This is a genomic window from Lysinibacillus sp. A1 (assembly GCF_000801965.1).
Taxonomy (GTDB): domain Bacteria; phylum Bacillota; class Bacilli; order Bacillales_A; family Planococcaceae; genus Lysinibacillus; species Lysinibacillus fusiformis.
The window spans coordinates 203288-225428 of sequence record NZ_JSZM01000012.1; the positions used below are offsets into that span (position 1 = coordinate 203288).

The following is a 22141-nucleotide window of genomic DNA, read 5'->3' on the forward strand; positions in this document are numbered from 1 at the left end:
AGGAGGAAATGATGATGACGACAGCTCAAGAGGTAAAAACATTAACGCATTTTATTGGTGGACAGTTAGTTGAAGGGAAAAGTGGTAGATTTGGCTCTGTATACAATCCAACTACGGGTGATGTCATTGCTAAAGTGCCACTGGCAACAGTAGAGGAGACAAAAGAGGCAATCGAGCAGGCTCAAGCAGCCTTTCCATTATGGCGTGATACATCTGTGGCTAAACGTGCAGAAATCGTCTTAAAGTTCCGCAATCTTATAGCAGAAAATATGGAGGAGCTACTACAAATTATATGTAAGGAAAGTGGAAAAACGTTGGAAGATGCCAAAGGTGAAATTACACGAGGTCTTGAATCTGTTGATTTAGCCATCGGTGCACCACATCTCATGAAAGGGGAATACTCCGTTAATGTTGGAGGTCAAATAAACGCTTATTCCGCAAAATATCCACTTGGTGTGGTAGCGGCCATTTCACCCTTTAACTTCCCGATCATGGTGCCTTTAGCTCAAACGAGTATGGCTATCGCGGTAGGAAATGCTGTGATTTTAAAAGCATCTGAACGTGTACCAATGACTGCTTTATATGTTAGTGAGCTATGGAAAAAAGCGGGCTTACCAGATGGGATTTGGACAGTGGTGAATGGTGATAAAGATGCTGTCAATGAACTTTTAGAGAACCCAACTGTGCAAGCGATTTCATTTGTGGGCTCAACACCAGTGGCCAAGTATATTTATGAAACCGGTTCTAAGCATGGAAAACGTGTAACGGCACTTGGCGGTGGAAAAAACAATATGGTTGTCATGCCAGATGCAGATCTTGAACAAGTTGCAAACGCCTTTATAGGGGCAGCCTATGGGGCAGCATCTCAGCGTTGTATGGCGATATCCACAATTATGCCTGTAGGCAAAAATACTGCTGATCGTTTAGTGTCGATTTTAAAAGAGAAAATTACTAATCTAAAGGTAGGTCCATATACAAATCCAGATTCAGACTTTGGTCCAGTTATTTCTCCACAATCAAAAGAAGCAATACTCGCTGCCATTGATCGTGGAGAATCTGAGGGAGCGTCCATTATTTGTGATGGTCGTGAGTTGGATATTGTTAAAGAGTCAAAAGGTTTCTATGTAGGTCCTACCCTATTAGATCATGTAAAGCCAGGTATGGAAATTTATGAGCAAGAAGTATTTGGACCTGCTCGTAATGTTGTACGCGTAGATTCTCTGGAGGAGGCTATTGAACTAATTAATAAGCATGAGCTAGGAAATGGTGTCACTATCTTTACAAATGATGGATTAGCGGCTCGTAAATTCACAACAGAAATAGACGTCGGCATGGTAGGAGTGAATGTACCAATTCCTATTCCAGTAGGCTACCATAATTTTGCTGGTTTTAAAGGATCTCGTTTTGGTGAAGGGCATATGTTTGGTCCAGATCAGGCGCGATTTTTTACAAAGACAAAGACCGTTTCAGAACGCTGGATGGTAAGTGATACATCCACTGCATCAACATTTGCATTCCCAAGCAATAACGATTAGTACCAACAAAGAGCTGTAGCGATATACAGCTCTTTTTCCAAAAAAATGGGGAGAGGTGGGGTGTACATGTTGGCGTACATTGGTCTTTTTGGTAGTTTAGCATTATTAGTGTATTTAACAATGAGAGGCGTTAATTTACTTATTTCAGCACCGTTAACTGCACTGTTAGCTGCTTTAACTAATGGTCTTGCGTTTTTTCCACAGACTGCTAATGAAAATCAAGCTAATTTTCTAACGAGCTATATGGATGGATTTACTGGTTTCGTTGGTTCTTGGTATTTAATGTTTATGGCAGGTGCTATTTTCGGGAAAGTTATGGAGGATACAGGAGCAGCTGATAGTGTTTCTAAATGGATTGTTGAAAAAATCGGGGTGAAATATGCAACATATGCGGTTGTATTAGCCGCAGCGGTCCTCACTTATGGGGGTGTTTCTGTTTTTATCGTTGCATTTTCTGTTTATCCGATGGCCATCAGTTTATTCAAACAAGCGAACTTTCCACGACGCTTTATCCCCGCTGCACTTGGTCTAGGCTCGGTCACTTTTACGATGACGTCAGCTGGCTCACCTGAAATTCAAAATTGGATTCCAATTCAATACCTTGGAACGACACCCTATGCAGGTTGGCAAGTTAGTATTATTGTCGCTATTTTTATGGCTGTTGGTGGTTCACTTTGGCTGAATTGGATGATTAAACGAGCTGTGAACAATGGGGAAATATTTATTGAACGCTCAACAGATCCAGTAATTGATGAAACGCGGAAGCTTCCTAGCCCACTTCTGAGTCTAATACCATTACTAGTCGTTTTAGTGATTTCTTTTGCTTTCCATAATTCGCTTGGAACTTCTGCTTTAATTGTCTCTTTGACAAGTGGTTGTATTGTCGCCTATTTAGTGAGTTACAAGTATGCCAAATCCGTTGGAACGACATTAGCAGCGGGAGCAATGGGTGCCATTATTGCCATTGCTAATACAGCGGCTGTAGTAGGGTTTGGTGGTGTCGTAAAAGCAACGCCATCCTTTTTAGCTACGGTAGATGTCATGACAAATATTCCTGGCAGTCCATTAATTGGGGGAGCCCTAGCGATTGCTGTCATTGCAGGTTTAACAGGTTCAGCATCGGGTGGTCAAACAATTGCAATGCCTTTGCTTGCACCTCACTATATTGACATGGGGGTAGATACAGAGGCACTGCATCGGACAATTGCCATTGCATCAGGATCACTTGATTCTTTGCCACATGGTGGTTATGTTGTCACTACCATTAATTCAGTCTGTAATGAAAAGCATAAGGACGCCTATATGCCATTTGGAGCGTTGACGGTTATTATTCCAACCATCGGTACAATAATTGCCATTATATTATTTTCAATAGGGATGTAGGAGGAATGTTGTATGCAAGGAAAAACAGTGTTCATTACAGGAGCAGCCCGTGGTATTGGTCTTTCGATGGCACAAGCATTTACCGAGCAAGGAGCCAATGTCGTAATTACGGATAAAAATGAACAGCTTTTAAAAGAGGCTGTTGAAAACAATCCTTCCTTAATGGCTTATACATGTGATGTGACAGATGAAGAAGCCATACGAGAGGCAATTGAATGGACAATCGATCGCTTTACAACGTTAGATATTTTAATTAATAATGCAGGATTTCAACATGTCTCCCTTATTGAAGACTTTAAGACGGAAATTTTCGAAGACATGCAAAAAGTAATGGTCGTTGCACCATTTATTGCGATGAAATATGTATTACCTCATATGAAGAAAAATCAATTTGGTCGTATTATCAATATGGCCTCCGTTAATGGTGTGATTGGATTTGCAGGTAAGGCAGGTTACAATGCGGCAAAGCATGGAGTCATTGGTTTAACGAAGGTAGCTGCGCTGGAAGTAGCAAAGGATGGAATTACGGTAAATGCGATTTGTCCAGGATATGTTGATACCGAACTAGTGCGCCATCAATTTAAAGATTTAGCGAAAACTAGAGGAATTCAAGTAGATGAAGTACTTGAAGAGGTGCTCTATCCACTTGTACCTCAAAAACGCTTACTGGATGTATCGGAAGTTACAGGGCTTGCATTATATTTGGCGAGTGATTTAGCAAAAGGATTAACGGGTCAAGCTATTCTTTTAGATGGTGGCTATACAGCTCAATAGTGTAGGAGGGAAAAAGATGATTCAAACAAAAACAAGCTTTACCGTTCATTCACCTGGAACGATTGTGTATGGGCGTGATTCCTTTGAAGAGGTGGGCGAGTATGCGAAAAAACTCGGCACTAAAGCACTTATTATTAGTGATCCAATTATGGACAGCTTAGGCTTTGTGAAGCAATGTAGAAGCTTGTTAAACACATATGGAATAGAAGCGGTTCCATACTTAGGGGTAGTAACTGAACCGGATGACACGTATGTAGAGGAAGGGCTACATCTTCTTCAGCAGGAAGGTTGTGATGTTATCATTTCTGTTGGAGGTGGAAGCTGTATTGACACAGCAAAGGCAATTGCAGTGGTGGCTACAAACGGTGGCTACATAGGAGATTATATGAAAATGGCAAAAATGGCAGAGCAAGTGCCAATCCCACATATTGCTATTCCAACGACAGCTGGAACAGGTTCAGAGGCAACAGATGCCACTGTTATTACTAATACAAAGAGTGAAGTCAAAATGATGATTAAGCAGCCTGCCTTTATGCCAACGGTTGCCATTGTTGATCCTATTTTAACGATTACATCACCACCTGCGATTACTGCAGCTACAGGGATTGATGCCTTAAGCCATGCCATTGAAAGTTATTTGTCCCGTTTAGCCCATCCATATTCAAATGTACTTGCTCTTTCTGCCATGGATTTAATCGTCCATAATATTTTGAGAGTTTATGAGCAAGGGGATGATGTAGATGCGAGAGAAGCTATGTCATTAGGTTCCATGCAGGCAGGTCTATCTTTTTCTAATGCCTCGGTTGCATTAGTACATGGAATGTCTCGTCCAATAGGTGCGTTATTCCACGTACCCCATGGTATTTCCAATGCGATGCTTTTACCAGCGGTTTTAGAATTTTCTAAAGAAGCTTGTATGGATCGGTTAGCAGTTTTAGGCGAGTTCTTTCATGAAAAGAATGGAACACTATCACAAGAGGACCTTGCTCAGTTGGCGATTTCCTCCATTAAGGAAATGTGTAAACGAATGAATATTGGAAATTTAAAACAGTGGGGGATAGAGGAAGGAGCGTTTTATAAGGCCATCCCTAAAATGGCTGAAGACGCAATTGCAAGTGGTAGTCCTAGCAATAATCCAAAGATACCAACAAAAGAGGAACTAATGGAGTTATATCATACAGCTTATACTTATGAATTCTAAAAAATTTCCGAGCTATTCATCCATGTGGATAGCTCTTTTATGTTTTTATAGAAAATAAAAAGAGCAATTGGCAGAATTAATATGACAGTTTCGAGAAAATATAGTAAAATTTTAATGAATAACCATTCATTTTTGACAAAGGGGGAAATGGAATGTTGCAGGGGAAGACAATTATAATTACAGGTGGATCAAGTGGGATGGGTCTTTATATGGCGAAGCAATTTGTTGCTGAAGGAGCAAATGTTGTCATCACAGGGCGCAACGAAGAACGTTTAGCAGAGGCAAAAAAGTTTATTGCCGAGGCTGGCTCAACGATTGAAACTTTCCAAATGGATGTAAGAGTACCAGAACACGCCGAGGCGATGCTAGCATTTACTGTTGAAAAATTTGGACAGGTTGATGGTCTTGTTAATAATGCGGCTGGTAATTTCATAGTACATGCTGAGGATTTAACACCTAATGGCTGGAAGGCAGTAGTAGATATCGTGTTAAATGGTACGTTCTTCTGTTCTTCAGTTGTAGGAAAATATTGGATTAAAAATAATATTAAGGGCTCTATTTTGAATATGGTTGCTACTTATGCTTGGAATGCAGGAGCTGGGGTGGTCCATTCAGCTGCAGCAAAAGCGGGAGTATTATCATTGACGAGGACATTAGCAGTAGAATGGGGGAAGCAGTTTGGTATTCGCGTCAATGCAATAGCACCAGGGCCAATTGAACGAACAGGTGGTGCTGATAAGCTTTGGGAATCTGAAGCAGCTGCTGCGCGTACATTGGATTCTGTTCCACTTGGACGTACGGGTACTCCTGAGGAAATAGCTGATTTAGCTACATTTATGATGTCTAATAAGGCAAGCTATATGAATGGAGAATGTGTGACACTGGATGGTGGTCAGTGGCTCAATCAATATCCATTCTAAAATGTTTGCATAATGAAGAGCTGGATTGACGCATACTAAGGGCAAAGAAAGGAGTTTTGACAATGGGTATGTGGTTGATACCAGCTCTAATTGCCATCGTAATTATTTCTGTTATTTCGTTTGTATCCACGTTGAAAATTGCAAAGATGACTTCTGAACGGGAGTCTGAAAAGGATACGCCGATTTCAGAAACGGTCGAAGAGTATGCAACGATGCTCAATCCGATCGTATGGGTATACGGAATATTTTTACTTTTTTTAGGGATCATGATTTTTTATTACTGGAGTAAGGTTGGCTATTAGAAATGACTCATCCTCAATCAGTGATGAAATACTGAACTGATTGAGGGTGTACTTAGTTTTTGTTGAATAGCTCAAAAAAATTCGTTATTCCTGAAAAACTCTTCCCGTCCTGATCATGGTCAGACATAGAAAAGTTGTGATATGATGAAAGGGAAGGACTGTTCTGCACAGCCAGAACAGAAAAGGAGAAGAAGTTCATGATTTCAACTAACAGCAAAGACTTATTAGCAATGCCAATTAGTGATTTTATCATTTCCTCTGAAAAAGTTGCGCATGTACAAAGTGGCAATAGTGCTGAGCACGCACTACTTGTACTAACGCGTACAGGATATTCGTCCATACCTGTATTAGATTTGAAATATCGACTTCAAGGTTTACTGAGCATGAAAATGATAACGGAATCGATTCTAGGGCTCGAGCATATTGAGTATGAAAAGCTTCCTGATATTAAAGTTGACTCTATTATGGAAAAAGAGATCGCTGTATTAAAGTTGTCAGATACATTTCAGCGAGCTTTGGATTTAGTCATTAACCACGCATTTTTATGTGTAGTGGACGAAGATGGTACTTTTGCAGGGATATTAACAAGACGTGTTATTTTAAAGCAATTGAAAAAATATATTTATCAAAAAGAGTAGTAGTTTAAGAGGGAGCTCATATGAAAATCATGAGGCCCTCTTTGCTTGTAATTGGAGGTTTACAGATTGATGGCAACAGAGGCAGAGATTTTAAAAATTTTAGCTGAAGAACGCAATATGCGGAAGGCAGCTGAACGTCTATTTCTATCCCAGCCAGCCCTTTCCCAACGTTTACAAACGATTGAAAAGGACTGGGGTGCACAATTATTTATTCGTTCACAAAAAGGTTTAACAGCAACACCTGCTGGTGAACAGGTTATTGCTTATGCAAAGGAAATGCTAGCCAAAAAGGAAGAAATATTTGAAACGATTCAATCCTTAACGACAAAGGTAAATGGAACCTTGAAAATTGCCTGTGCGTCTATTGTTGGTCAAAACTGGTTGCCTAAAATACTGAAGGAATTTGTATCTAAATATCCCGATGCAAAAATATCACTTATGACCGGCTGGAGTTCTGAAATTGTGAAAGCTCTTTATGAGGGCGAGGCACATATTGGAATTGTACGAGGTCAGGTAGATTGGAAAGGGGAAAAGATTCACCTTTTCAGAGACACCCTTTATTTGGTGGATAAAGAGGTGAAGACAATTGAAGATGTGCTGACAACAGATCGTCCTTTTATTCAATATAAAAGTGACTCGAACTATTATCAGGAAATTCAACAATGGTGGCAACAGCACTTTGCCTCCAATCCAAGAAAACAAATTTTAGTCGATCAAATAGAAATTTGTAAACAGATGGCTTTAAATGGGATAGGGTATGCTATACTACCGTCCATTACATTAAATGACCATGATGAAATTCATAAAATACCTTTAACAAACGATGAAAAGGAATTTGGAATTACACGCGATACATGGCTCATAGGCTATGAATCATCTTTTGAATTGCGACAGGTAGAAGCATTTGTAGAAGTAGTGCAAGACCATGCGCGTTGTTTGTTTGACTATACAAAATAAAAAATAAGACAATTCCAGTCTATTAGGGGATTGTCTTTTTCGTTTTAGCTCGGTGATTTCTTAAGAGTTTATGAATATTGATGAAGATATCATAAGAAATGGAACAAAATGCAATTTAAATCGTATAATTATGTAACCATCTACTTACATAAAAAGGGGTTGAGCTTTTGAAAAAGACAAAAATGACGGCACTGACCTTATTAGTTATGCTGATGATGAGCTTTCTGCTGCCTTCCACACAGGCGCAAGCAGCTGCACCATTAGAGGTCAAAGCAACAGCAGGTATTTCAGGGAAAGCTAAATATCAATCAGTTGTGCCATTACAAGTGACAGTGAAAAATAACGGTGCAGATTTTTCTGGAGATATGGCAATAAATTCTTCAAATTCTTATGAAGCAGCATCCGCACTTGTCGTTCCAATTGATATTGCAGCAGGAGAAGAGAAGACATTTACCTTCTATCTAGATGGTTTAGCTGACAATGGATATTCGGACGCAGATTTATTTGCCTTTTATGAAGGGAATATTGAAAAGGGAAAAAAGATTGCCTATAAGGGGACCAAGCGCCTACAATCCAATTTTTTAGATCCTACATCAACATTTGTCTATACATTAACAGAAAAAAGTGATCGACTATCAGCACTTTTACGTTTATCATCATTTGTTCCTCAAAACAATGTGGAAATATTTAACATCAATCAATTAAAGGATTATACATTCCCAGAAGATGAACAAGGACTTGCCATGGCAAACGTCATCGTCGTAGATGAAGTAGCAATAGCCGACTTAGCGCAAAAACAACAAGAGGCATTGCTGAAATGGGTACAAGATGGGGGTACATTACTTTTAGGCGCTTCTGATCAAATAGATGCCACAGCAGGAGTTTTTAAAGATTATTTACCAATGTCATTATCACAAGAAATGACATCTATCTCTGCAGAAACATTAACAAAATTATCGGGCGGTGGTATTTTTACGCAGCCAATTTCGATTCATACAGCTACTAATCATAAAGAAAGTTTACCGGTATTAACGGAGAATAATGTAGTCCTAGCCTCGAAGAAAAAAATTGGCAGTGGTGAAATTATTCAAACAGCCTTTTCTTTGGGGGATCAGCCGCTCGCTTCAATGGATGGCTATGCAGCCCTCCTAGCAAAGATAATTGATATTCAAAGTATTTCACAGCAAGGAATGATGAGTCAGGGACAATCCCCACTCGATCAAATCTCTTATGAGCTTCGTAACATAAATGAATTATTCCCGTCCTTTGAAGTTTCCGTAAGCTATATGCTTATCGTCATTATTCTTTATATTATCATCATTGGTCCAGTTCTTTATTTTGTCCTGAAAAAGATAGACAAGCGGGAGCATGCATGGTGGATTATTCCGGTATTCTCAATCGTTCTTTCGATTGGTCTTTTCATTGTTGGTGCAAAAGACAGAGTTGTTCAGCCACAAGTACAACAATCCGCATTTTATAAGGTCAATGAGGATAGTAGTTTAAATGGATATTATGTTGAATCCATCTTAACGAATCGTAGCGGGGATTTTATCGTGAATACGGATAAAAACACAACAGCTGTTGCGATGAGAAATTATAATAATTTCACGGGTACAGTGGGTGATTTACATGAATCTTCTTATATTAAGGAAAATGCCAACGGTTCAACGTTAACATTACGTGATTTAAATTATTGGTCTGTTCAATCATTTGGAGGGAAAACATCTGCTCAGAATATTGGCAAAATGGATGTTGATATAACGTTGAAAAATGAGAAGCTAACTGGAACAATAAAAAATAATTTTCCATTTGAATTAAAAGACGTCACTTTAATCTCTGGCGTGAAAGAAGTAAAACTGGGTGATATTAAAGCAAACGGCACCTTACAAGTAGACAAGGAAATGAAGACAACAGTACTGCAAAAGCCATCTGTTTTTAATAGTTATAATTATAGTTACCCATCTCAGAAGGATGAGGTAGATCCAATGCGTGTTGAACGAATGAAAACATTAGCATTGCCACTTGTAGAGAATGATAGACAGCCAATACTGACAGCATGGACGGACCAAGCGATTGTAGGGGCTGAACTTGAAACAAGTGCAAATATGTCTCCACTTACAATGCTTGTTCAACCGTTTAAAGGGAAAGTGGAACTATCAGGACCATTTACAATGAAACGTAATAATTTCACGTACTCATTAAACTCACTATCGGCGAGTGGATACTTCGATAAAATTGATGAGGAATTAAATAACTGGTATCTATCTGATGGTTTATACGAATTAACAATGGCAATGCCCGATCAATTTATGGACGCTGTGGAATCACTTAATGAACTAACTATTTCTAATAAGGATGTTAAGCGTATGCAGCTGTCGATATGGAATAATACGACGAATATGTATGAGCCACTAGTGGATACAAAGCAAGTGTTTACAAATAACATTAAAAATTATATTAATCAAGATAGTGAAGTTCGACTAGAAATTAAATATGGCCCAGATCCAACTGGCGAACAAACCAAATTACCTGAAATAGAGCTGAAGGGAGTGGCAAAATAATGATTGAAATTCGTGACTTAACGAAAAGATATGGCTCCTTTACGGCACTGGATCATTTAAATTTGTCCTTAGAAGAAGGCATCGTGTTTGGCTTTGTTGGTGCAAATGGAGCAGGTAAATCAACAACATTTTCTATTTTAGCGACACTATTGTCACCAACATCAGGTGATGCGTTGATAAACGGTAAAAGTGTCGTCAAGGAACCGAAAGAAGTACGCAAGCAAATTGGTTATATGCCTGATTTCTTTGGTGTCTATGATCAGTTAAAAGTAGATGAATATTTAGATTTTTATGGAGCTAGCTATGGTATACAACTGGCAGAACGCCAAGTGCTGATTCCACAGCTATTAGAACTTGTCAATTTAACGAGTAAACGTTATGAATATGTAGATTTATTATCGCGTGGGATGAAGCAACGTTTATGTCTTGCCCGTGCACTTATTCATGATCCTAAAGTATTGATTTTAGATGAACCAGCATCTGGATTAGACCCTCGCGCCCGTGTGGAAATGCGAGATATTTTACGGAATTTAAAGTCTATGGGTAAAACTATTTTAATTTCTTCTCATATTTTGCCGGAGCTAGCTGAAATGTGTGATGAAATTGGCGTCATTGATAATGGCAAATTAATTGCACATGGAAATGTTGCTGCCATTCAGGCACAGCTACAGGGAGAAAAGCGTATTGTAATGAAAGTGACAGATCGTATAAACGAAGTACGTGCATATTTAGAAGAAGATCCCCATATTTCGTCTATTGATGTCCTTGAGCATCGTCTTGAGATAGCCTTTAATTATCGTGGAACAGATGCAGAACAGGTGGCATTACTGAAAAAGGCCATACTTGCCGATTTACCAATTTATGCGTTAAGTGAGGAAGAAAAAGATTTAGAGGATGTCTTTATGGCGATTACGAAGGGAGCGGACAGTCAATGATGGAAAGATTTTATAATCCAGTATTTGTGAAAGAGTTAAAGTTACGATTCCGTTCTTTTAAAAGCTTCTCAGGGTTAATGTTTTACTTAGCAGTACTTTGTATTTTCATTGCAGGCTTTTTATTGCTAACAACTGAATTTACTGGCAAAGGATTTTTTAAACCAGAAACAAGTTTTATGATGTTTGCTGTATTAACGATTTTACAAATGGCATTAGTTCTATTCATTACACCAAGCTTAACAGCAGGAGCTATCAGTAGTGAGCGTGAAAAACAAACCTTAAATATTTTGCTAACAACGACACAAAGCTCTACACAAATTGTCATTGGAAAATTATTATCGTCCGTGTCATTTCTAGTTTTAATGCTCGTAGCAGGATTACCATTATATAGTTTAGTGTTCCTATTTGGTGGAGTTTCACCTTCTCAGCTTATTTCTATATTTTCATTTTATTTAGTTACTGTTGTAGCAATAGGTAGTATTGGCGTCATGTTTTCAACAATTACGAAAAAAACAATAGTTGCCATGATTGCCACATATGGATCTATTATCTTTTTAGGCGGGATTACAGCATTCTTCTTCTTTTTAACAATGGCTTTCCATCAAATGGGTAATGCCGTTGGTGCAAGTACCTCCTTTATGACTTATTTTTGGGCTTCAATTAATCCAGGTGCCCTAATGCTGACGCTGATTTCACCGGATATGGGCAATGCGTTAGCTGAGCTTTCAGGAGTGGAACTACCCGTATGGATTACTTATTTAATTGCTTATGTATTGATTATTGTACTTTGTTTAACGATTGCGATAAAAAAATTACGTGCCAACATGAAAAGTAACCGATGAGGAGGAATTATTATGGAGCGTCGTAAGCAATTACGAAAATATATTCAGCGTGCAAAGTCGAGTTTAACATTTGAAAAAAGCATCCCTATTGCACAATACGGTCTGTTTTTGGCATTGCTTTCGAGTGCTTCTCTCGTTCTTATTTCAAGATTATTTGTCTGGCCCTATTATCGCCAAATTGCGTTGGCTGTCTTTGTTACGCTTCTGATTGCAACGATAGTTTACATCTGGTGGAGACGTGTCAAAGAGAAAGAAGCTTTGCATACATTGGATCATTATTTTTCACATAATGAGTTGGTGACTGCTTTATCATTGAAAGACGATCAGGACCCACTTGTTCAAGCATTATTATTAAAGGCGATACAGAATGTTGAACAGGCTTTCAGAAGCTTTAAGGCTCGGAAGAAAAGTTTGTTTCGACCAAAGGCGTTTATTGGATTATTTGGCACAGCTGTCGTCCTAGCAATCCTTTATATGTTCCCAGCAGCGACTCAAATTGAAGCGATAGAAGTTGAAAAAGAGCAAGCTGTAATCGACGATATGAAGAAGGAAGTTGCGGAGCTGGAGAAAAAAGCACAGACAAAAGAAGTAAAAGAGCAATTGCAAGAGCTTCAAAACACGCTGAAGGAAGCAGAAACAGCTGAAGAGGCATTGCGCGAAGTGGTGAAGAAGCAAAAGGAGCTTGCTCTTAAGGAGCAGCAATTAAAGGATAAGCAAAAGGCAAGTCAAGACGGTGCAACCGACGAAAAAGGCTTATCGAAAGCAGAAGTTGAACAATTGAAGGAACTTGCTCAAATGCAGCAAAATCTCACACAAAATGCAAATGCTACACAAACAGCTATGAGTAAACTTGGGAAACCAGCAAGTAATTCCTTACAAAATGCGATTGCTAGTGCTAATAATGCTGGCACTAACAATCAAAATAATAACCAACAACAAGGTGGTCAGCAGTCATCTGGGAATTCCCAGCCAAGCAATCAGCAAGGGCAGGCAAGCCAATCTGGTCAAAATAATGCTCAAAGTGGCTCCCAACAACAAAATGGTAATAATCAAGGCCAAGGCCAAGGACAGGGTCAAGGCCAAGGACAGGGTCAAGGCCAAGGACAGGGTCAAGGCCAAGGCCAAGGACAGGGTCAAGGCCAAGGACAAGGACAAGGCGCAGGCAGAGGTCAAGGTGGTCGTGATTTATTGACGACACCGAATCGTCTTGGTGGGTCAAACGAGACATCCGTGGATGGAGGAGCATTGGGAGATGGTTCCCATGTTTCTGAGCAACAGGGGAATGGTCCGATAAAAAAGGGTACCATTCGACCGTATGAAGAAGTAATTGGCTCCTATAAAGACAGCTATTTAGAAAGCTCAGAGCGTTTACAATTACCGAAGGATTTACAAAATGTCGTGCAATCTTATTTCACGTCAATTGAGTCGCAGTAGGAGGAAATGAAATGGCATTTACAGAGCAACAGTATGTAGAAATGAGTACAAAATTACAACAAGTAAAAGATGAAATCCATCGCTTTATTGTAGGGCAAGAGGATGCAATTGATTATACTATGTACGCTGTACTAGCAGATGGTCATGCATTATTAGAAGGTTTACCAGGCTTAGGGAAGACGATGTTAATCCGTACAATTTCTGAAGTTCTTGACTTGTCGTTTTCACGAATACAATTTACACCAGATCTTATGCCGGCTGATATAACAGGAACAAGTATGATTGAACGTACCCCAGATGGGAAGCAACAATTTACGTTTCAGCCAGGTCCGATTTTTAGTCAGATGGTGTTAGCGGATGAGATAAATCGTGCTACACCGAAGACTCAAAGTGCTTTGTTAGAAGCAATGGGAGAAAAAACGGTAACGATTTTGGGTGATACAAAAAAAATGACGAGACCATTTTTCGTGTTAGCGACGCAAAATCCTATTGAAATGGAAGGAACATATCCGTTACCAGAAGCACAGATGGACCGTTTCCTTTGTAAAATTCTTGTTTCCTATCCGGAAAAAAATGAACTAATGGAAATTATGAAACGTACGACAGGTGCTCAGGAAATTGGCTTACAAAAACTGATGAACACTGAGGCTCTAATAGAAGCACAGCAAATGGTGAAAGAAGTGCTGGTTGCTGATGAAATGCTTGAATTTGCCACTGATTTAGTGGTGGCAACGCACCCAGAAAGAGCTAATGCTCTGGACGAGGTCAAGCAATATGCCATGTATGGCAGTGGACCTCGTGGTTTGCAAAGTTTAATAAAATTAGCTAAAGCTAGAGCACTGATGAATGGGCGGTTTCATGTATCGGTAGCGGATATTAAATCTGTAGTAAAGCCTGTATTACGTCATCGGATGCTGTTGAACTATGAAGGGGAGGCTTCAGGAAAGACAGCAGATGATGTCATTGATGTTATTTTAGAAAAAGTTCAGCAAGGTGTTAGCAAGTGACAGCTAACTACTTATTCCCCGAAGACTGGTTAGCGAAAATCAGTCGTTTTCAAATAGCGACTGCCTCCAAACTACGCGGGCAGCATAAAGGCTCGCATCGTTCACAGCGCTTTGGGGCTTCCCTCGATTTTTCGGATTTTCGAGAATATCATTTAGGTGATGATGTACGACAAGTGGATTGGAACGTCTTTGCCCGAACGGATAAATACTTTATTAAAAGATTTTTAGATGAACAAGAAATGCGCGTACACATTTTACTTGATACCACAAAATCAATGGGGACAGATGCCAAGTGGATTTTTGCTCGTCAAATAGTGGCATCCCTTGGTTTTATGGTACTTGGTCGAGACGATCGTTTGTCTTTTTCATTTTTACAGGATGATGCGAAGCCACCGTTTCGTCGGAAGGGCGCTATGTATCGCCGAGCATTTTTACAAATAATTACAGATATAGAGGAAGCGAGTTATTCGAATCCTTTTGCGCAGGGTGCCTTAAAGGCTTTACCAAAAGACAGTACAGTGTTATTTATTGTGACAGATGGACTAGAGTCCATCGAGGAATGGGAGCAACTTTTAAAAAGGCTACCACGCTATGCTGGTGATGTCCGTATTTTACAAATTGTGACGCAAGAAGAGCTATCACCAAACTATTCGGGTGATGTTCGTCTTCTTGATCGTGAAACAGGTAATGAAGTCAATGTGACAATGTCCACTAAAGTTCTAGAAACCTATCACGCAAGACGTTTATTACATGAAGAAGAATTTGAAGCCATTTGTCGTCGTTTCGGCATTCGGAAATTACAATTGAAGGTGGAAGATGGTTTGCAACAGGCAATCTTTCAGCAATTATTAAAAGCACATTGGATTAGGTGAGGTGAGCCGTATTGGGCTTTAGTCAAATCATATTTAGCTGGACGGCCATCATCCCGGTCATTGTCCTACTCTATTATTTCTTTCGAAAAAAATATACAGTTCAGACGGTTTCTTCAACACTTTTCTGGTCTGAGATTATGCAGGAAACACGGGTATCTCCTTATTTAAAGCATTTGCAAAAGAATGCCCTACTGTATTTGCAGTTACTAGCATTGCTACTCCTTGTGTTGGCACTCATGAATCCCTATGTGAAAAAATCAACGATTGTTGGTGAGCAAACTATATTTATTGTTGATACTTCTGCGACAATGTTAGCTGGTAAGGGGCAATCTACCTTTGACACACATAAACAGGAAATGCTGACGCTTATAGATGAATTAAATGGGAGACCGGTCACGCTAATTACGACTGGTTCAGCTCCAAAAGCGATTTTACAGCAAGAGACAAATATTAAAGATATCGAAAAAGGTATTAAAGACTTACAAGTAACCTATGAAACGGCAGAAATGGATAAGGCGCTTGATGTGGCTCAAGCATTTGTTGGAGACACACCGACTTCAATCTATGTATTTACAGATACACTCGATAAAAAACAACTACCTATGAACAAGGACTCTGTTAAATGGCTGGTAAGAGGTGCTGCGAAGGACTTAACAAATATTGCTATTACTCGATTTGCTGCAACAACAGATGGACAGGCTACAATGGCGCTTGTGCAGCTTCATAATGATACAGACATTGAGCAAAAGGTCACACTAGCATTACTTAATGAAGAGGGTAAAGAGCTGGTAGCTGAGAATATCGCTGTGCCTCCAAAGGAAGAGATAACAAAAACCTTCAAGGAGTTACCTTTAGAAAAATCAATGACAGCAATCATTGATGTACGAGATGATTATGCAGTAGATAATCAACAAACAGTTTTACTACAAACAGCTACTTCAAAAATTGTGGTTGATCAGGGCATGCATCAATTGATTCAAAAAGGGTTTCAATCGGTAAGTACGGGTGTGAAAATCGTTCCGCCTTTACAAGTAGTAGACAATCAGGATGCCACGGTGATCACTAATCAAGCTGAATTGCTGGAAAAGATGGACAAACCTCTTGTGTTATTTGGCCGTGATGATGCCAAAAAAGTAGAGGTAAGTGGCATAGTAAGTACTAAAAGTGATGCTTTATTTGCTTTTAGCGAGCTCAAGGATGTTTATGTTAGCGCCTTGTATCCAGGATTTGCAAATTATCAAACTATCGCTACTGTTGGAGAACAGCCGTTTATACAGCGCTCTCCTAAAGGGGATATCGTCGTCTTAGCAGATATTGCAGATACGGATTGGCCACTACATCCATCATTCCCGTTATTCTTATGGAGTACTGAACAGCAGTTATCAGAATCCATTGATTCACTCGGTATTTTCACACCAAATGAACAAAGAGTAGTAGCTTTAGCGCAGGAAGACTGGAGTGTATATTCACAAGAAGATGAATTTCTTTCATTAGTTACGGATGGTATGCTAACTGCGCCAACAAAACCAGGCATCTATTTTGTGCGTTCTAATAATGAAGAAAAACATTTTATTGTACAATTGCAGGCGCAAGAACGTGTTATTGAACAAGGAACAAGCTATGCATTAGGGGATATTTCTGATAACGGAAAGGCTGAGATTTCGAAGGCTTCTTTTGTCCCTTGGCTAATTCTAATTATTTTAGTTTTACTTGTTTCAGAGTGGGAGGTGCAACGACGTCGTGGATTTACGAATTGATATGCCATTAATATTGTTGCTATTACTTCCATTGCTCATCTATTTTGGTTGGACCTATTGGCGAGAACGACAGCGACTAAAAAAGAGTCATGCTATCGTACTTATGATTCGCATGCTTGCGGTAGGCTGTTTAGTTTTCGCATTGGCAGGGCCGTATCTTTTATTACCTATAAAAGAAGAACAAATCGTGTATCTAATTGACCGCTCAGCTTCCATGAATGGGACTGAGGATGAGATGGTACAGTTTATACAGGATAGTTTACAATCGAAAAAAGACGAACAGCTTGCAGGGCTGTATTCATTCTCATCAACATTACAAACAGAAGCCATTTTGACTAAAACATTAAAGGAAGTACCAAAGTTTACGGAAATAAAGGCTACTGATCAAACGAATATAGAACAAAGCCTGCAACTTGCCACAGGTATTATAGATCCGAAAAAAGCAACACGCTTAGTGCTCTTAACAGACGGCAATGAGACAAAGGGCAATGCTTTAGATTTCGCCACGAAGTTTAAAGGCTCCAATATTAGTGTGGATGTTGTGCCCTTTAGTCAGCCTGTTGTGAATGATGTTTCATTAAAAAGCTTTGTGTCCCCACAAGTTGCCTATGTGGGTGAGCAACAACAACTGGTAACAGAAGTGCATGCAACTTCAGCTGGAAAGGGCGAGCTACTATTATATGAAAATGATGAACTGATTCATCGTGAGGCAGTTGAGCTAGCCGAAGGAACGAATATGTTTACCTATAAACATGCAGCGACTGGTGAAGGGCTGGTGAAATATGAAGCCGTTGTTCAAGTAGGACAAGACGCAATATTTGAAAACAATAAATTAACAAGTGTCACAATGGTACAAAGCGAACCACATTTACTCATTGTGAATGGCTATGAAACAGCTTCACCAATAGCGGAGGCACTCGGTCAGCAATCAATAGCCTATGATGTAAAATCACCTGAAGGCTTACCAAATGAACTCTCCAGTTATTTGCAATATAATGCCATTATTTTCGATAATGTGCCAGGACATTTAGTCGGTGAGGCGAAAATGAGTGTGATAGAGCAAGCAGTCAAAAACTTTGGTGTTGGTTTTGCAATGGTTGGTGGAGAAAATAGCTTTGGTTTAGGTGGTTATTTTAAAACGCCAATTGAAACATTATTACCTGTTGAAATGGAAATTAAGGGGAAAGAACAATTACCTTCATTAGGACTTGTCATTGTATTAGATCGCTCTGGTAGTATGTCAGGGTCCAAGCTAGAGCTTGCGAAGGAAGCGGCAGCACGTTCAGTTGAGATGCTACGTGATGAAGATACATTAGGATTTATAGCATTTGATGATCGGCCTTGGGAAATTATAGAGACTGGTCCTCTGAACAATAAAGAAGAGGCAGTGGATACCATTTTATCTGTTACACCAGGAGGCGGGACAGAAATCTATGGTTCACTTGCAAAAGCATATGAAAACCTAGCAGATATAAAACTGCAACGTAAGCATATTATTCTTTTAACAGATGGACAATCACAGCCAGGAAATTATGAAGATTTAATTGAACAAGGAAAAGATAGTGGAATAACTTTATCGACAGTGGCTATTGGTCAAGATGCGGATGCTAACTTATTGGAAGCTCTGAGTGAGATGGGAAGCGGACGTTTCTACAATGTTATCGATGAGCAAACTATTCCTTCCATTTTATCTCGTGAAACAGCTATGATTTCCCGTACGTACATTGAGGATAACCCATTCTATCCAATACTTTATAATGCAGGGGGATGGAATACACTATTTGCCAATGGGGTTCCACAAATGAATGCTTATATCGGAACAACCGCAAAGCAGGGTGCTACCGTCGTGGCTGAAAGCGAAAAAGAAGATCCGGTGTTAGCACAATGGCAATACGGTCTTGGCAAAACATTCGCATTCACTTCTGATTCAACAGGAAAGTGGTCAGGCGACTGGGCAAGATGGCAAAACTGGGGCACATTTTGGCAAACGCTTATTTCACAAATGCTCCCAAGTTATAATGATGTTGCCTATGATGTAAGAATAGAATCAGATGGGTCCTTTATGATTACAGATCCTACAAATGAAGCAGCCTTTTTAGATATTGTTGCGGTTAATGAAGCTGGTGAAGAGTTAGACACACAGCTTGAAACTATATCAGCCTCTCAGGTTCGTGCTGTAGTACAAGCTGACCCGGGATTAATCTTCTTCCGTATCGCTGATGAAAAGGAAACGATTTATCAGGCTGGATTAAGTGTTCCCTATAGTGCTGAGTATGAACTTCTTCCTGCTAATGATAAATTAATAGAAGAATTAACCGAACAAACTGGTGGTGCTGTTTTAAAAGAACCACAAGAAGTGTTCCGTGACTTTACAAAGCGAGGGGCGGATCGTCAAAACATTGCGACATGGCTTCTCCTTGCAGGTATGCTCCTATTCTTTATTGATATTACAATAAGACGCTTTGGCTGGAATTTCCTAACGAAGCCGAAGAAAAAGGGGCAACTTGTAGAAAATCCCCCCGTACAGGCAGAAGATACGAATGTAGCACAATTATTAAAGGGTATGAAAAAACGCCAATAATTTAGTTAGGTGAAAGCAGTGTGAATTATTTCGCACTGCTTTTTGTATATATGCATGGAGAGAAATCCTCTAAGTTATATCAACGACGTTCTTTAATAAAGAGAGCGGGAATTAAAATATTTTACTAGCTCCGTTTTCCGCAAACTGCTAGCTACTACAATACCTAAGATTGCTCCAATTGAACTTGATATTAAAAAGGCAGGCATGAAAAATAAGGCCGCTACGGATGTGCCCATAAGTATCTTTGCATAGGGTACTGCTACAAGTGATGCGAGAAGACCAGTGCCGATCACTTCACCCATACCGGCTAACCACATTTTACAGCTATATTTATAGGCAAGCCCTGCGCATAATGCACCAATAATACTACCAGGAATGGCTAACAGTGAACCTGTTCCTGTAAGGATACGAATGATAGCCGTCACAAAGGCCACTACAACTGTAGGTAAGGGTCCAAGTATAATGGCTCCTATTACGTTAATAGCGTGCTGTATAGGGTAGGCACGAGCAATCCCAGTTGGAATGGAGATGAACGTAGAGCCTGCAACGGCAATCGCTACTAATAAAGCCATAATTGTTAATTTTCGAATAGACATGATAGGTGCGCTCCTTTTCGTTTTAGCCACTAGGAAAATGAAAAAAGCCGCTTCCTTCAAACGACAGGAAGCGGCCTTGCTTATACACTGAAAATAGCAAGAAGCGCCACTTCCCTCCGCTAGCATGAACTAGATCAGGTTCGAAGGGTCCGTATATAACCATATACGTCTCAGCCTTTAAAAGACTCCCCTAGTGGTAAAAATTTTTCTATTTTTTAGAAGTGTAACATACTTGAATCAATAGTCAATAAGCTTTGATGATTAGTGTGAATCTGGATGCATAAGCTGTGGTGCCTTTTTCAATGTCCAAATCAGGGCAAGGAAGAAGCAGGCTAATAAGATAATGGCACCAAATATATAAGGACTATTCATATTCCAGTCAAATAAGAAACCAGCTAAAGCGGGTCCAATCATATTTCCAAGACTCATATAGGCATTGTTCAAGCCGGCTGCAAATCCTTGCTCTGTTTCAGCAAGTTTTGAGATGAGTGTATTAACAGCTGGACGAATTAACGTTGTTGCCGTTGAGAAGATGGTTGCTATAACTAATATTAGTGCAAAACCTGAAACAAATAATATTAAGAAAATAGCAACGGAGGCAATAAATAAATTGACCAAAACTACTTTCATTTCACCAAAGCGTTTAAAGAGTGGCGTTATGATAAACATCTGTACAATTACCCCAAATGCTCCACCAACAACTAGAATGGTAGCAATATCGCCAGGTGAGTAATTAAATTTTTCTGTCACAAATAGGGATAAGGTTGTTTGGAAGTTAGCAATCCCAAATGAGAATACCATCATAATAATTAACATAACAAAATAAGGCATATGTACAGAGCGAGCCATCTGTTTCACCAGATTATCTTGCTTTTGTCTATTTTGCGCAGTATTTGGCTTTGTAGATGGTAATAAAAAGTACGATAAAATAGACGCTAAAATGGCGGCAGCTCCCGCCATGAAAAATGGAAAATGTAAGCTAACCTTTGCGAGGAAACCACCAATTCCAGGGCCAATCATAAAGCCGAACGACATTGCAGCTCCTAACATACTCATTCCTTTTCCGCGTTCTTCATAAGTTGTCACGTCTGCTACAAAAGCCATAATAGGAGGTGCAACAAATGCAGAGCCAAGGCCACCTAAAAAGCGTGCCAAAAAGAGCATCCAAACATCTGTAGAGAGGCCAAAACCGATTTGTGCAAGTCCTGTTAGTATAAGACCGAAAATAATTAAATTTTTCCGCCCATACAGGTCAGAAAGATTCCCAGCAATTGGAGAAAATACGAATTGAGCCAAGGCGAACGTAGCAATAAGCATGCCTAGAACTTGTCCTGCTGCTCCAAATATTCTTAAATATTCCGGCATTACAGGAATAATAATTCCAATACTCCCCATTGCGATAAACATATTAAACATTAATATATACAAAGCCGCCTTATTGGACTTCTGCTGGGTCATCGAAAAACCCCCTTTATGTAATCAAATATAGTACAGTCTATCATAAAGAATTATAGCTGGCTAATAGTTGAGATTGCTGTAACTGATCCGATCGTTAGAATGGTTTTTCAGAAAAGTTTTTTTCTCAGAAAACTTCACAATGGAATATCATCTAATTGATTAATAAACATGAATAGTTAGGGGGAAGTGAGAGCGTATAGACTTTTGCCTAGAAGCAATTTTTGTTGAAATGAAATAGCGTGATAAAAGTGAATAATATTGTTTAGATGAAGCTATGATGAGCAGATGTAATGGCACGTAGAATACATGGTCTTTTCATGGATAAAGAAGTGCAAATGATTGTTAGCAATTTAAACATAGACAAAGGGATTATAGGAGAGGGGGCTGT

General features: G+C 39.5%; 18 protein-coding genes and 1 riboswitch. Of the genes, 16 read left to right on the top strand and 2 right to left on the bottom strand.

Translation table 11 applies throughout. From position 1 onward, the window contains the following. Positions 1-14: 14 nt before the first annotated feature. From PI85_RS10495 to PI85_RS10570, 16 genes are all read left to right on the top strand, one after another. Positions 15-1535 carry a CoA-acylating methylmalonate-semialdehyde dehydrogenase gene (locus tag PI85_RS10495; RefSeq protein ID WP_036123544.1) on the top strand — a complete coding sequence of 507 codons (1521 nt, stop codon included), beginning with the start codon at positions 15-17 and terminating at the stop codon, positions 1533-1535. A 66-nt stretch (positions 1536-1601) separates the two neighbouring features. Then, entirely contained in the window at positions 1602-2918 is a 1317-nt protein-coding gene (locus tag PI85_RS10500) for a GntP family permease (RefSeq protein ID WP_036123547.1), read from the top strand. 12 nt (positions 2919-2930) lie between these two features. Next, positions 2931-3692 (top strand): 3-hydroxybutyrate dehydrogenase, encoded by a 762-nt coding sequence (locus PI85_RS10505; RefSeq protein WP_036123550.1) that lies wholly within the window; start codon positions 2931-2933, stop codon positions 3690-3692. A gap of 16 nt (positions 3693-3708) precedes the next feature. Next, positions 3709-4893 carry an iron-containing alcohol dehydrogenase gene (locus tag PI85_RS10510; protein ID WP_036123553.1) on the top strand — a complete coding sequence of 395 codons (1185 nt, stop codon included), beginning with the start codon at positions 3709-3711 and terminating at the stop codon, positions 4891-4893. Positions 4894-5045: 152 nt separating this feature from the next. Beyond that, a complete protein-coding gene (gene fadH, locus PI85_RS10515; RefSeq protein WP_036123555.1) occupies positions 5046-5813 on the top strand; it encodes a 2,4-dienoyl-CoA reductase in 768 nt (255 codons plus the stop codon). 62 nt (positions 5814-5875) lie between these two features. Beyond that, positions 5876-6115, top strand: a complete 240-nt coding sequence (locus PI85_RS10520) for a hypothetical protein (RefSeq protein ID WP_036123559.1) — start codon at positions 5876-5878, stop codon at positions 6113-6115. Positions 6116-6312: 197 nt separating this feature from the next. After that, positions 6313-6753, top strand: coding sequence for a cyclic-di-AMP-binding protein CbpB (gene cbpB / locus PI85_RS10525; RefSeq protein WP_008174114.1), 441 nt, complete (start codon positions 6313-6315; stop codon positions 6751-6753). A gap of 69 nt (positions 6754-6822) precedes the next feature. Further along, positions 6823-7710 carry a LysR family transcriptional regulator gene (locus PI85_RS10530; RefSeq protein WP_008174113.1) on the top strand — a complete coding sequence of 296 codons (888 nt, stop codon included), beginning with the start codon at positions 6823-6825 and terminating at the stop codon, positions 7708-7710. Positions 7711-7877: 167 nt separating this feature from the next. Then, on the top strand, positions 7878-10271 hold the full coding sequence (locus tag PI85_RS10535) for a hypothetical protein (protein WP_036123562.1): 2394 nt from the start codon (positions 7878-7880) through the stop codon (positions 10269-10271). Further along, positions 10271-11206 carry an ABC transporter ATP-binding protein gene (locus PI85_RS10540; RefSeq protein ID WP_036123563.1) on the top strand — a complete coding sequence of 312 codons (936 nt, stop codon included), beginning with the start codon at positions 10271-10273 and terminating at the stop codon, positions 11204-11206. The genes PI85_RS10535 and PI85_RS10540 overlap by 1 nt, the downstream gene beginning before the upstream one ends. Then, positions 11203-12048, top strand: coding sequence for an ABC transporter permease (locus PI85_RS10545; protein WP_036123566.1), 846 nt, complete (start codon positions 11203-11205; stop codon positions 12046-12048). Before PI85_RS10540 ends, PI85_RS10545 begins: the two co-directional genes overlap by 4 nt. A 12-nt stretch (positions 12049-12060) precedes the next feature. Then, positions 12061-13482 (top strand): hypothetical protein, encoded by a 1422-nt coding sequence (locus tag PI85_RS10550; RefSeq protein WP_036123568.1) that lies wholly within the window; start codon positions 12061-12063, stop codon positions 13480-13482. An 11-nt stretch (positions 13483-13493) separates the two neighbouring features. Next, positions 13494-14489 carry a MoxR family ATPase gene (locus PI85_RS10555; RefSeq protein ID WP_036123570.1) on the top strand — a complete coding sequence of 332 codons (996 nt, stop codon included), beginning with the start codon at positions 13494-13496 and terminating at the stop codon, positions 14487-14489. Continuing rightward, on the top strand, positions 14486-15361 hold the full coding sequence (locus PI85_RS10560; protein WP_036123573.1) for a DUF58 domain-containing protein: 876 nt from the start codon (positions 14486-14488) through the stop codon (positions 15359-15361). The genes PI85_RS10555 and PI85_RS10560 overlap by 4 nt, the downstream gene beginning before the upstream one ends. An 11-nt stretch (positions 15362-15372) precedes the next feature. Continuing rightward, positions 15373-17118: a BatA and WFA domain-containing protein gene (locus tag PI85_RS10565; protein WP_036123576.1), complete on the top strand. Its 1746-nt coding sequence runs from the start codon at positions 15373-15375 to the stop codon at positions 17116-17118. Then, positions 17102-19699, top strand: a complete 2598-nt coding sequence (locus PI85_RS10570) for a VWA domain-containing protein (protein ID WP_036123579.1) — start codon at positions 17102-17104, stop codon at positions 19697-19699. Before PI85_RS10565 ends, PI85_RS10570 begins: the two co-directional genes overlap by 17 nt. Before the next feature lie 92 nt (positions 19700-19791). On the opposite strand, the gene thiW is transcribed toward PI85_RS10570, so the two are convergent. Continuing rightward, on the bottom strand, positions 19792-20295 hold the full coding sequence (gene thiW, locus PI85_RS10575) for an energy coupling factor transporter S component ThiW (RefSeq protein WP_036123582.1): 504 nt from the start codon (positions 20293-20295) through the stop codon (positions 19792-19794). A gap of 94 nt (positions 20296-20389) precedes the next feature. Then, positions 20390-20497, bottom strand: a riboswitch (TPP riboswitch). 59 nt (positions 20498-20556) lie between these two features. Continuing rightward, a complete protein-coding gene (locus tag PI85_RS10580; RefSeq protein WP_036123584.1) occupies positions 20557-21753 on the bottom strand; it encodes a tetracycline resistance MFS efflux pump in 1197 nt (398 codons plus the stop codon). Between the last annotated feature and the right edge of the window lie 388 nt (positions 21754-22141).

Coding starts and splice junctions, on each gene's coding strand:
- PI85_RS10530 (WP_008174113.1), top strand. CDS start 6,823: ATGGCAACAGAGGCAGAGATTTTAAAAATTTTAGCTGAAGAACGCAAT.
- PI85_RS10520 (WP_036123559.1), top strand. CDS start 5,876: ATGGGTATGTGGTTGATACCAGCTCTAATTGCCATCGTAATTATTTCT.
- PI85_RS10500 (WP_036123547.1), top strand. CDS start 1,602: ATGTTGGCGTACATTGGTCTTTTTGGTAGTTTAGCATTATTAGTGTAT.
- PI85_RS10495 (WP_036123544.1), top strand. CDS start 15: ATGACGACAGCTCAAGAGGTAAAAACATTAACGCATTTTATTGGTGGA.
- cbpB (WP_008174114.1), top strand. CDS start 6,313: ATGATTTCAACTAACAGCAAAGACTTATTAGCAATGCCAATTAGTGAT.
- PI85_RS10550 (WP_036123568.1), top strand. CDS start 12,061: ATGGAGCGTCGTAAGCAATTACGAAAATATATTCAGCGTGCAAAGTCG.
- PI85_RS10555 (WP_036123570.1), top strand. CDS start 13,494: ATGGCATTTACAGAGCAACAGTATGTAGAAATGAGTACAAAATTACAA.
- PI85_RS10510 (WP_036123553.1), top strand. CDS start 3,709: ATGATTCAAACAAAAACAAGCTTTACCGTTCATTCACCTGGAACGATT.
- fadH (WP_036123555.1), top strand. CDS start 5,046: ATGTTGCAGGGGAAGACAATTATAATTACAGGTGGATCAAGTGGGATG.
- PI85_RS10545 (WP_036123566.1), top strand. CDS start 11,203: ATGATGGAAAGATTTTATAATCCAGTATTTGTGAAAGAGTTAAAGTTA.
- PI85_RS10580 (WP_036123584.1), bottom strand. CDS start 21,753: ATGACCCAGCAGAAGTCCAATAAGGCGGCTTTGTATATATTAATGTTT.
- PI85_RS10505 (WP_036123550.1), top strand. CDS start 2,931: ATGCAAGGAAAAACAGTGTTCATTACAGGAGCAGCCCGTGGTATTGGT.
- PI85_RS10540 (WP_036123563.1), top strand. CDS start 10,271: ATGATTGAAATTCGTGACTTAACGAAAAGATATGGCTCCTTTACGGCA.
- thiW (WP_036123582.1), bottom strand. CDS start 20,295: ATGTCTATTCGAAAATTAACAATTATGGCTTTATTAGTAGCGATTGCC.